We start from the raw sequence: 12,271 nt of genomic DNA, 5'->3' as shown, positions 1-12,271 counted from the left end.
AACAGATGATAAAGCAAATAATTTTAAAAATACAACAAAAAGACAAACGCCAAAAATGACGTTTGTCTACGTTCTGAACCTTTCCGTCTGGAAAGGTTTTTGTCTTATAGTCCGTAATTGTAATCGTCATCCTGCATGGCTTCTACTTCACCGAGAAGGTAACCATTTCCGACTTGAGAGAAGAAGTCGTGGTTAGATGTACCGGTTGAGATCCCGTTCATGACGATTGGGTTGACATCATCTGCTGAGTCAGGGAAGAGGGGATCTTGTCCCAAGTTCATGAGGGCTTTGTTAGCATTGTAGCGAAGGAAGGTCTTGACTTCCTCTGTCCAACCCACACCGTCATAGAGGCTCTCTGTATAGCCTTCTTCATTCTCATAGAGGGTGTAGAGCAGGTCATACATCCATTCTCTGAGTTTTTCTTGCTCGTCTTCTGGTAATTCGTTAAATCCAAGTTGGAACTTGTAGCCGATATAGGTTCCGTGAACAGATTCGTCACGAATGATCAACTTGATGATTTCTGCCACGTTGGCCAACTTGTTGTTTCCAAGATAGTAGAGCGGTGTGAAGAAACCAGAGTAGAAGAGGAAGGTTTCAAGGAAGACGCTGGCTACTTTCTTTTCAAGGGGAGTCCCATTGAGGTAGATCTCGTTGATGATTTCTGCCTTCTTTTGAAGGAAGGGATTGGTATTGGTCCATTCAAAAATCTCTTCGATTTCTGACTTGGTATTCAAGGTCGAAAAGATAGAAGAGTAAGACTTAGCATGGACAGATTCCATGAATTGGATGTTGTTAAAGACAGCTTCTTCATGAGGAGTACGAATATCCGCACGAAGGGCTTGCACACCCGTTTCAGACTGCATGGTATCGAGAAGGGTTAAACCTCCAAAAACTTTACCAACCAAGTCTTTTTCTTTGAGAGATAACTTTCTCCAGTCGTCCAAGTCGTTTGACAAAGGAATACGTGTATCCAACCAGAATTGTTCGGTTAGCTTTTCCCAAGTAGATTTATCGATGACATCCTCGATGGCATTCCAGTTAATGGCTTTGTAGTAAGTTTCCATTTGAAATCTCTTTCTTTTTCTAATTCATTCAATCATACAATCATTGTTATTCTAACACAATTGTTAGAATACTGCACAAAAAGTCGGCGGACCGACTTTTGGTAGCAATGGATCAGAGTGTCTTAGATGACACAGCTTTCACATTGGTTGGCGCCAACTTCTCCACCATCATCTGTAAAGGTACGGACGTAGTAGATAGACTTGATTCCCTTATTAAAGGCATAGTTGCGAAGGATAGACAAGTCACGAGTGGTTTGTTTGTTTTCAGTTTTCCATTCGTAAAGGCCTTTTGGAATGTCACTGCGCATGAAGAGAGTCAGTGAGAGCCCTTGGTCTACGTGCTCAGTTGCAGCAGCGTAGACATCAATGACTTTACGCATATCCATATCGTAAGCAGAAGTGTAGTAAGGAATGGTATCTGTTGATAATCCTGCAGCAGGATAGTAGATTTTCCCGATTTTCTTCTCTTGGCGCTCTTCAATCCGTTGTGTGATTGGGTGGATAGAAGCAGATACATCATTGATGTAGCTGATAGAACCATTTGGTGCCACAGCCAAGCGGTTTTGGTGGTATAGACCATCCGCCTTGACTTTATTACGCAGTTCAGCCCAATCTTCTGCACTAGGAATGAAGATATCTTTAAAGAGTTCTTTTACGCGTTCTGATGTTGGAACAAACTCTCCAGTCGTGTACTTATCAAAGTAGCTACCGTTGGCATAGTCTGATTTTTCAAAGTTGTGGAAGGTGATGCCCCGTTCACGCGCGATGTTATTTGATTCTACGAGGGTCCAGTAGTTCATGAGCATGAAGTAGATGCTCGTAAACTCAACAGACTCAGGAGATCCGTATTCGATTAATTGTTGCGCAAGATAGCTGTGAAGTCCCATGGCTCCAAGACCAAAGGTATGCGCTTGGCTGTTTCCGTGGTCGATAGTAGGAACAGCGACGATATGAGAACTATCTGTGACGAAGGTCAAGGCACGAACCATAGCTCGGATGGAACGACCAAAGTCAGATGAGGTCATCATGTTAACCACGTTGGTTGAACCAAGGTTACAGGAGACGTCAGTACCCATTTTAATGAATTCTTGGGCATCGTTGATCAAGCTTGGCTCTTGAACCTGGAGGATCTCTGAACACAAGTTACTCATGATGATTTTTCCATCGACAGGGTTTGCGCGGTTAGCAGTATCGATGTTGACTACATAAGGGTAACCAGATTCTTGTTGCAATTTAGAAATTTCAGTTTCCAAATCACGCGCCTTGATTTTTGTCTTGCGGATGTTTGGATTAGCGACCAACTCATCGTATTTTTCAGTGATGTCAATGTAGTTAAATGGCACTCCGTATTCACGTTCTACAGAGTATGGGCTGAAGAGGTACATTTCTTCATTCTTACGAGCTAACTCATAGAATTTGTCAGGCACGACGACACCAAGTGAGAGGGTTTTGACCCGGACTTTTTCGTCGGCGTTTTCTTTCTTAGTAGAAAGGAAGGCAATGATGTCTGGATGGAAGACGTTGAGGTAAACAACCCCAGCCCCTTGGCGTTGACCCAATTGGTTTGAGTAAGAGAAGCTATCTTCGAAGAGTTTCATAACAGGAACGACCCCAGAAGCAGCTCCTTCATAGCCCTTGATCGGTGCTCCAGCTTCACGAAGGTTGCTGAGGGAAATCCCAACCCCACCACCGATACGAGAAAGTTGAAGGGCAGAGTTGATAGAGCGTCCGATCGCATTCATGTCATCAGTTACTTGGATCAAGAAACAGGAGACCAATTCTCCACGGCGGGCACGTCCAGCATTTAAGAATGAAGGAGTAGCTGGTTGGTAGCGTTGGTGGATGATTTCGTTTGCGATGTCTTTTGCAATGTCTTCATTTCCATCCGCAAAATAGAGAGCATTGAAGAAGACGCGATCTTCCATGCTTTCGAGATAGTATTCTCCATCATTTGTTTTCAGAGCGTACTGGTTATAGAATTTATAGGCAGCCATGAAGGACTTGAATTGGAAGTTTTGATCTTTGATAAATTGGGCCAATTCTTCCAAAAATTCAGGACGGTACTTCTGAATGAAGGCTGTTTCGATATAGTTGTGTTCAATAAGGTAGTTGATTTTATCCGTTATTGAATCAAAGGCCATGGTATTTGGCACAACATTTTCTTTGAAGAAAGCATCCAAGGCTTCTTTATCTTTATGAAGCATGATTTGACCGTTAACTGGACGGTTGATTTCATTATTAAGACGGAAGTAGGTTACGTCTTCAAGTGATTTTAATCCCATAATGTTCCTTTTTCTAATTCAAAAACAAAGGGGAGGCAAGCTCCCCTGTACAAGTAAAAGGGCTAGGGGAACACTGTAGTCGAGAACTACAGTAATCCATTCCCTAGACCAATCAGATCCTGTTTGATAGTTTTAAGATAATTTCTTGAGCTTAGCTGGTTGGAAGCCAGAGAAGACTTCATCTGCCGTTTGGATAACTGGTGCAGCGTTGAAACCAAGGTTCTTCACATGGTCTACAAACTCAGGTTGCTCATCTAGATTAATTTCACGGTATTCAACGTGATTGGTATCTAAAAAACGTTTGGTCATTTTACATTGAACGCAATTATTTTTTGAATAAATTGTCACCATAATGTGATCTAACTCCTCTAAATTCATAAATCTGTATCTAGTATAAACAAAAGGTTTTTCCTTGTCAAGAGTTTTAACTAAATATTGTGCACGTAAATTAACTATATCGGAGTATACCACAATATGTAGTATTGTAAGAATTAGTGAAAATTGAGGAAAACGTGATAAAATATAGGTTTTTTAAGTCAAAGGAATTCGAACTATTTTCCTAAAATTCTATATACTGTGTCCCTGAAAGCAATTCTATTTATTTAATAGAAGAAAGTAAAAAAAGTAGTTTAAAAGAAGAGAAAAAATGAGTGCTTCCTGTAAGTATTTTCAGTAAGTGTGTGATAAAAATCTTGAAAAATAATGAAGAAGATGATATAATAGCAAATTGTAAGGGTTATCACAGATAACTCAAAAACTAATTTTAAAAGGAGAGTCAAACTATGGCTTCTAAAGATTTCCACATCGTGGCAGAAACAGGTATCCACGCACGTCCAGCAACTTTGTTGGTTCAAACTGCTAGCAAATTTGCTTCAGATATTACTCTTGAATACAAAGGTAAATCAGTTAACTTGAAATCAATCATGGGTGTTATGAGCCTTGGTGTTGGTCAAGGAGCTGACGTTGTAATCTCAGCTGAAGGTGCTGACGCTGATGATGCTCTTGCAGCAATCGCTGAAACAATGGAAAAAGAAGGATTGGCATAAACATGACAGAAATGCTTAAAGGAATTGCAGCATCTGATGGTGTTGCCGTTGCTAAGGCATATCTACTTGTTCAACCCGACTTGTCATTTGAAACAATCTCAGTTGAAGATACAAATGCAGAAGAAGCTCGTTTGGATGCAGCTCTTGAAGCTTCACAGAACGAGCTTTCTCTTATTCGGGAGAATGCAGTAGCGAGCCTTGGTGAGGAAGCGGCACAAGTATTTGATGCTCACATGATGGTCCTTTCTGACCCTGAAATGGTTGGTCAGATCAAGGAAACAATTCGCACGAAGAAGGTGAATGCTGAGGCTGGTTTAAAAGAAGTCACAGACATGTTTATCACCATCTTTGAAGGAATGGAAGATAACCCATACATGCAAGAACGTGCAGCAGATATTCGCGACGTGACCAAACGTGTTCTTGCAAACTTGCTTGGTAAGAAATTGCCAAACCCTGCAACCATCAATGAAGAAGCAATCGTGGTTGCGCATGACTTGACTCCATCCGATACCGCTCAATTGAACAAACAGTTTGTTAAAGCCTTTGTTACAAACATTGGTGGACGTACAAGTCACTCAGCTATCATGGCGCGTACACTTGAAATTGCAGCGGTTCTTGGTACAAACAACATTACAGATCTTGTAAAAGATGGTGATGTGTTGGCTGTATCTGGAATCACTGGTGAAGTGGTCATCAACCCAAGTGAAGAACAAATTGCAGCCTTTAAAGCAGCTGGTGAAGCTTACGCTAAACAAAAAGCTGAATGGGCTCTTTTGAAAGATGCCAAAACTGTTACTGCAGATGGCAAACACTTCGAGTTGGCTGCTAACATCGGTACACCTAAAGACGTTGAAGGTGTGAACGAAAATGGTGCAGAAGCTGTTGGTCTCTATCGTACTGAATTCTTGTACATGGATTCTCAAGATTTCCCAACTGAAGATGATCAATATGAAGCATACAAAGCGGTTCTTGAAGGAATGAACGGTAAACCTGTTGTCGTTCGTACAATGGATATCGGTGGGGATAAAGAACTTCCTTACTTCGATCTTCCTAAAGAAATGAACCCATTTTTGGGTTACCGTGCGTTGCGTATCTCTATCTCTGAAACAGGTAACCAAATGTTCCGTACACAATTGCGTGCTTTGCTTCGTGCATCTGTTCACGGTAAATTGCGGATCATGTTCCCAATGGTTGCTTTGTTGACAGAGTTCCGTACAGCTAAAGGTATTCTGGAAGAAGAAAAAGCGAAATTGGTTGCGGAAGGTGTTGCCGTTGCAGACGACATCGAAGTAGGGATCATGATTGAAATCCCAGCAGCAGCTATGCTAGCTGACCAATTTGCCAAAGAAGTTGACTTCTTCTCAATTGGTACAAATGACTTAATTCAATACACAATGGCTGCTGACCGTATGAACGAACAAGTTTCATACCTTTACCAACCATATAACCCATCTATCCTTCGCTTGATCAACAATGTGATCAAGGCGGCTCACGCAGAAGGTAAATGGGCTGGTATGTGTGGTGAAATGGCTGGTGACCAAACTGCTGTTCCACTCCTTGTCGGAATGGGCTTGGATGAGTTCTCCATGTCAGCTACATCTGTCCTACGTACACGTAGCTTGATGAAAAAATTGGATACAGCTAAGATGCAAGAATACGCTAACCGTGCTCTTACTGAATGTTCAACAATGGAAGAAGTGCTTGAACTTTCTAAAGAATACGTGAACGTAGATTAATTGATTTTAAGAATCTGATAACAAAGTTATCACCTTGGAAGAGGTGGTAGCTTTTTTATTTTGCTACTTTATTTGTCTTATAAAGGAAGTAGCTGAATAAAAATAAAGTAGATATCCCTATATCAAAACAAAAAATCTAAATTTTCTAAAAATTTTCGGAAATAGGTTTAATTGCAATGAATTTTATAGTATAATGTTGGAAAGATAGTTTAAAAGCTGAATAATTGTGAAACTATTTTAGTAAATTTCGGGTAGATAATGGAAATTTCAAATTATTTTCATAAATATTCATCGGATTATTCAAGAAAAAATCTTGAATATTTCAACTATTTATAGTAGAATAATACTAATGGGAAGCGCTTACATAAAAGCGAGAGAGGTGAGTGAATGGATACGAAACAAGCATTGTATACATTTGGAACCGGAGAGAACTTTCATCTTCAACATTATCTAGGGGCTCATAAAGAGCAAGTAGATGGTGTAGATGGGTATAGTTTCCGCGTATGGGCTCCAAATGCACAGGCAGTACACTTAGTAGGTGATTTTACCCAATGGGAAGAAAATGAAATCCCTATGGTGCGAAATGAAGCTGGTGTATGGGAAGTTTTTACAACTTCACCTCAAGTGGGAGATATTTATAAGTACCATGTTACAAGACAAAATGGTCACCGCTTAATGAAGGTGGATCCTTTAGCGGTTCGCATGGAAAAACGTCCAGGAACTGGAGCGGTGATTACAGATATTCCAGAGCGGAAATGGAAAGATGGACTATGGATGGCGAGAAGGAGAAAACTTGGCTTTAGATCTCGTCCAGTAAATATCTATGAGGTTCATGCTGGTTCTTGGAAACGCAATGAAGATGGAAGTCCTTATTCATTTGCCCAGTTGAAGGAAGACTTGATTCCTTACTTGGTAAAAATGAACTATACCCATGTGGAGTTCATGCCGGTGATGGCGCACCCACTTGGACTAAGTTGGGGTTATCAACTGATGGGGTACTTTGCCTTAGAGCATACCTATGGAACACCGGAAGAGTTTCAGGATTTCGTTGAGGCCTGTCACTTGAATAACATTGGGGTGATTGTGGACTGGGTACCAGGACACTTTACCATCAATGATGATGCCTTGGCCTATTATGATGGGACACCAACCTTTGAATATCAAGATCATCATCGGGCTCACAACTATGGTTGGGGAGCAATGAACTTTGACCTAGGAAAAAACCAGGTTCAATCCTTCCTCATTTCTAGTGTGAAGTTCTGGATTGAGTTTTATCATTTGGATGGAATTCGGGTCGATGCGGTCAGCAATATGCTTTACTTAGACTACGATAGTGGTCCATGGACACCAAATATCGATGGTGGAAATCTCAACTATGAGGGAATCCATTTCCTTAAGCGGATGAATGCTGTGATTAAATCAGAACATCCGGATGTCATCATGGCAGCGGAGGAAAGTTCATCTGGCACCAAAATCACTGGTCCAGAAGAGTATGGTGGTTTAGGATTTGACTACAAGTGGAATATGGGATGGATGAATGATATTCTTCGCTTCTACGAGGAAGATCCTATTTACCGGAAATTTGATTTCAACTTGGTGACCTTTAGCTTTATGTATGCCTTCTCTGAAAACTTCTTGTTACCATTCTCTCACGATGAAGTGGTCCACGGGAAGAAGAGTCTCATGCATAAGATGTGGGGAGATCGCTACAACCAGTTCGCTGGCTTGCGCAATCTCTTGACCTATCAGATTTGTCATCCAGGTAAGAAATTGCTCTTCATGGGTTCAGAGTTTGGTCAATTCTTAGAATGGAAGTCTGAAGAACAGCTAGAATGGTCTAATCTGGACGATAACATGAATCGCAAGATGCAAGAGTTTACTTCACAGCTCAATCAATTCTACAAAGACAACAAGATGCTCTGGGAAATTGATGATAGCTATGATGGTATTGAGATTATTGATGCAGACAACCGAGATCAAAGTGTCTTGACCTTTACTCGTAAGGATAAAAAAGGAAATCATCTGCTTTGTATCTTTAATATGGCACCAGTAGAGCGCAAGGACTTTACGGTCGGCGTCCCTGTTGCTGGGGTCTATGAAGAAATTTGGAATACAGAATTAGAGAAATGGGGAGGTGTCTGGAAAGAGCACAACCAGGAAGTGAAGACTCAAGAGGGATTATGGAAAAATTATCCACAAACCTTGACCTTCACCTTACCGGCTCTTGGAGCTAGTGTATGGAAAGTGAAACGAAAACTTCGTTCCAATGTGTCTAAAACAAAAAAATAGTTGTTGGTGATCTACTGATCGTAGTCTATGATCCCATTCCTAACTCTGTAGAAGAGGCCAAAGTGCCTCTCCTCAGAAGTGGGAAGAAGGTCTCGTCAATCCAAAAAGGAGTAATCAATGAAGAATGAAATGCTAGCTCTGATCCTTGCTGGTGGGCAAGGAACTCGCCTTGGAAAACTCACTCAAAGCATTGCCAAACCTGCAGTGCAATTTGGGGGACGTTATCGTATTATTGACTTTGCCTTATCCAACTGTGCCAACTCAGGTATCCACAATGTTGGCGTGATTACTCAGTATCAACCGCTTGCCTTAAACAATCATATCGGAAATGGTTCAAGTTGGGGTCTTGATGGCATTAATACTGGGGTTTCTATCCTTCAACCTTATTCTGCAAGTGAAGGAAATCGTTGGTTTGAAGGAACAAGTCATGCGATTTTCCAAAATATCGACTACATCGATAGCATCAATCCAGAGTACGTATTGATCCTTTCTGGAGACCATATCTACAAGATGGACTATGACGAAATGCTTCAGTCTCACAAAGATCACAATGCAAGCCTTACAGTAGCTGTATTGGATGTACCTTTAAAAGAAGCTAGCCGTTTCGGAATTATGAATACGGATGCCAACAATCGAATTGTCGAATTTGAAGAAAAACCTGCAGAGCCAAAATCAACAAAAGCTTCCATGGGTATCTACATTTTTGATTGGTCTCGCCTTCGCAATATGCTAGTTGCTGCAGAGAAGAGTGACATCGATATGTCTGACTTTGGTAAAAACGTTATTCCAACTTACCTTGAATCTGGAGAAAGCGTTTATGCTTATGAATTCAAGGGCTATTGGAAAGACGTGGGGACCATTGAATCTCTCTGGGAAGCGAATATGGAATACATTGATCCAAACAATGCTTTGGATAGCCGTGATCGTCACTGGAAGATTTATTCTCGTAACTTGATTTCACCACCAAACTTCTTTGGCGAACATGCCCATATTGAAGATTCCTTGGTGGTGGATGGATGCTTGGTAGACGGAACAGTAAAACATTCTATCTTGTCTACGGAAGCACAAGTTCGTAAAGGTGCAGTCGTTGAAGATTCTGTCATCATGAGTGGTGCCATTATCGGACAAGGTGCCGTGATTAAACGCGCTATAATCGGTGAAGGAGCGGTCGTTTCAGAAGGTGTTGTCATCGATGGAACGGAAGAAGTACAAGTCGTTGGATATAACGAAAAAGTGGGGGTAGCAACAGATGAAGATTGATAAGTATTCAGCCATTTTAGGAAACACAGTAGGCTTCCATGATATGTCATCATTGACAGATCATCGTCCTGTTGCCAGTCTACCATTTGATGGGAAATATCGTTTGATTGACTTCCCACTTTCAAGTTTAGCCAATGCGGGAATCCGTAGTGTATTTGGTATTTTCCAACAAGAAAATATTAGTTCTGTCTTTGACCATATCCGTTCTGGTCGTGAGTGGGGCTTGTCAACTCTTTTGAGCCACTACTATCTCGGTATCTACAACACTCCAGTAGAAAGTTCAAACGTTGGCAAGGAATATTATGAGCAACTATTGACCTATTTGAAACGCTCTGGTTCGAACCAGACAGTCGCTCTTAACTGTGATATCTTAGTAAACATTGATTTGAACCAAGTCTTCCACTTGCACAATACCGTTGACAGACCAATCACAGTGGTGTACAAAAAGATGCATCATCGTGACATTTCTGAAGTAAATGCGGTTTTAGAAATCGATGAGACAGACCATGTACGTGGACAAAAATTGTTTGATGGAACAGATCCAGATGCTCTCTATAATATGTCAACGGATATCTTTATCGTTGATACACCATGGTTGATTGAAAAATTAGAAGCAGAAATCCATAAAGAACATCCAGAAAAATTGCGTTATATCCTTCGTGATTTAGCAGTAGAACACGGGGCCTTCGCTTTTGAATACACTGGCTATATTGCCAATATTCATTCAGTTGAATCCTACTATCGTGCTAACTTGGATATGTTGGAAACCAATAAATTCATGTCTCTCTTCTCACCAAATCAAAAAGTTTATACCAAGGTGAAAAATGAAGAGCCAACTTACTATGCTCCTAGTTCGCAAATTAAGAATTCGCAATTTGCATCAGGAAGCATTGTCGAAGCTTTGGTGCATGATTCTATCATTTCTCGTCGTGTTCATCTACACCAGGGGGCAGAAATTCGTAGCAGTCTCCTGTTCCCAGGTGTCGTTGTCCATGAGGGAGCAGTCGTTGAGCATGCGATTCTTGACAAGGGCGTCGTAGTTGAAACTGGTGTAACTATTCGTGGAACCAAAGAAGCACCTCTTGTGATTAAAAAAGGTGCTGTGATTACAGAGGATATTGGATAATGAAATTATTGTTTGTTGCCGCTGAAGGAGCTCCTTTTTCAAAAACCGGGGGCTTGGGAGATGTCATTGGAGCACTCCCTAAATCCTTGGCTAAAAAAGGTCATGATGTTCGTGTCGTCCTCCCTTACTACGACATGGTAGAGGCGAAATTTGGCGACCAAGTTGAAGATGTTTTACACTTCGAGACCAGAGTGGGATGGAGAAGTGAATATGTTGGTGTGAAACGCATCTATCGTGATGACGTCACCTTCTATTTTATTGACAACCAGAAATATTTCTTTAGAGGACATGTCTACGGAGATTTTGATGATGGGGAGCGCTTTGCCTACTTCCAATTGGCAACGCTTGAGATGATGGAACGAGTGGACTTTATTCCTGATATCATCCACGCTCATGACTACCATACAGCTATGATTCCTTTCCTACTAAAAGAGAAATACCGTTGGATTCAAGCTTACAATGGAATCAAATCTGTCTTAACCATCCATAATCTGGAGTTCCAAGGTCAGTTTGACCCAGGAATGTTGTGGGATTTGTTTGGAGTTGGATTTGAGCGCTATGAGGATGGCACTCTTCGGTGGAAAGATTGCTTAAACTGGATGAAGGCAGGAATTCTCTACGCAGATCGTGTAACCACTGTTTCACCAAGTTATAGCTATGAAATCAGGACAGCTGAATATGGTTGTGGCCTTGATCAAATCTTGCGCATGGAATCTGGTAAATTAACAGGGATTGTGAACGGAATCGATACAGACCTCTACAATCCTGAGACAGATCCCCTCTTGACCTATCATTTCAGTAAAGATGATTTATCAGGAAAAGCAGCAAGCAAACGAGCTCTTCAGGAACGTGTTGGACTTCCGGTTCGTGATGATGTTCCCTTGTTCGGAATCGTTTCACGTTTGACTCGCCAAAAAGGCTTTGATGTGGTGGTTGAAGAACTCCATAACCTTCTACAAAAGGATATCCAAATCGTTCTCTTGGGAACAGGAGATCCTGGTTTCGAGCAGGCCTTTGCTTGGTTTGGTCAAGCTTATCCAGATAAACTCTCTGCTAACATCATGTTTGACGTGCAGTTGGCACAAGAAATCTACGCCGCTTCGGATGTTTTTTTGATGCCAAGCCGATTTGAACCGTGTGGCCTTTCTCAAATGATGGCTATGCGCTATGGTACCTTGCCACTGGTTCACGAGGTAGGTGGACTGCGAGATACAGTACAAGCCTATAATGTCATCGATGGCAGTGGGACTGGCTTTAGCTTTAACAACCTATCTGGTTATTGGTTAAACTGGGCTGTCGATCAAGCTTTGACAGTTTATACTCATGATAAGGAAGCTTGGCTTGGTCTCCAAAGAGAAGCCATGAGCCGTGACTTCTCATGGGATACAGCTAGTCAACATTATGCTGATCTGTATCAATCATTATAAGATGAATGAAAAACGCCTAATTTAGGCGTTTTTTTGTTTGT

General features: G+C 41.3%; 9 protein-coding genes. 6 read left to right on the top strand and 3 right to left on the bottom strand.

The features are described from left to right. Positions 1 to 104 precede the first annotated feature (104 nt). The 3 genes from nrdF to nrdH form a co-directional block, all read right to left on the bottom strand. Entirely contained in the window at positions 105 to 1,064 is a 960-nt protein-coding gene (gene nrdF, locus ABT997_RS03835) for a class 1b ribonucleoside-diphosphate reductase subunit beta (RefSeq protein ID WP_350018779.1), read from the bottom strand. 122 nt (positions 1,065 to 1,186) lie between these two features. Continuing rightward, complete coding sequence (gene nrdE / locus ABT997_RS03830; RefSeq protein ID WP_350018778.1) at positions 1,187 to 3,346, bottom strand: class 1b ribonucleoside-diphosphate reductase subunit alpha; 2,160 nt, start codon at positions 3,344 to 3,346, stop codon at positions 1,187 to 1,189. A gap of 132 nt (positions 3,347 to 3,478) precedes the next feature. Then, a complete protein-coding gene (gene nrdH / locus ABT997_RS03825; protein WP_006596951.1) occupies positions 3,479 to 3,697 on the bottom strand; it encodes a glutaredoxin-like protein NrdH in 219 nt (72 codons plus the stop codon). A 431-nt stretch (positions 3,698 to 4,128) separates the two neighbouring features. On the opposite strand from nrdH, the gene ABT997_RS03820 reads away from it, so the two are divergent. The 6 genes from ABT997_RS03820 to glgA all read left to right on the top strand — a co-directional run bounded on the left by ABT997_RS03820 (position 4,129) and on the right by glgA (position 12,230). Next, positions 4,129 to 4,392 carry a phosphocarrier protein HPr gene (locus ABT997_RS03820; protein ID WP_006596636.1) on the top strand — a complete coding sequence of 88 codons (264 nt, stop codon included), beginning with the start codon at positions 4,129 to 4,131 and terminating at the stop codon, positions 4,390 to 4,392. 2 nt (positions 4,393 to 4,394) lie between these two features. After that, positions 4,395 to 6,128 (top strand): phosphoenolpyruvate--protein phosphotransferase, encoded by a 1,734-nt coding sequence (gene ptsP / locus ABT997_RS03815; RefSeq protein WP_048789642.1) that lies wholly within the window; start codon positions 4,395 to 4,397, stop codon positions 6,126 to 6,128. Between the two features lie 387 nt (positions 6,129 to 6,515). Beyond that, positions 6,516 to 8,417: a 1,4-alpha-glucan branching protein GlgB gene (gene glgB / locus ABT997_RS03810; RefSeq protein WP_350018777.1), complete on the top strand. Its 1,902-nt coding sequence runs from the start codon at positions 6,516 to 6,518 to the stop codon at positions 8,415 to 8,417. Between the two features lie 117 nt (positions 8,418 to 8,534). Next, positions 8,535 to 9,677, top strand: coding sequence for a glucose-1-phosphate adenylyltransferase (locus ABT997_RS03805; RefSeq protein ID WP_350018776.1), 1,143 nt, complete (start codon positions 8,535 to 8,537; stop codon positions 9,675 to 9,677). After that, on the top strand, positions 9,667 to 10,803 hold the full coding sequence (gene glgD / locus ABT997_RS03800) for a glucose-1-phosphate adenylyltransferase subunit GlgD (RefSeq protein WP_350018775.1): 1,137 nt from the start codon (positions 9,667 to 9,669) through the stop codon (positions 10,801 to 10,803). Before ABT997_RS03805 ends, glgD begins: the two co-directional genes overlap by 11 nt. Further along, on the top strand, positions 10,803 to 12,230 hold the full coding sequence (gene glgA, locus ABT997_RS03795; RefSeq protein ID WP_350018774.1) for a glycogen synthase GlgA: 1,428 nt from the start codon (positions 10,803 to 10,805) through the stop codon (positions 12,228 to 12,230). The genes glgD and glgA overlap by 1 nt, the downstream gene beginning before the upstream one ends. Positions 12,231 to 12,271: the final 41 nt, after the last annotated feature.

The organism is Streptococcus australis (genome assembly GCF_040226615.1).
GTDB classification, from domain to species: domain Bacteria; phylum Bacillota; class Bacilli; order Lactobacillales; family Streptococcaceae; genus Streptococcus; species Streptococcus australis_E.
Note: the sequence above shows the minus strand (reverse complement) of the source record. Positions and strands in the feature narration are given on the sequence as shown.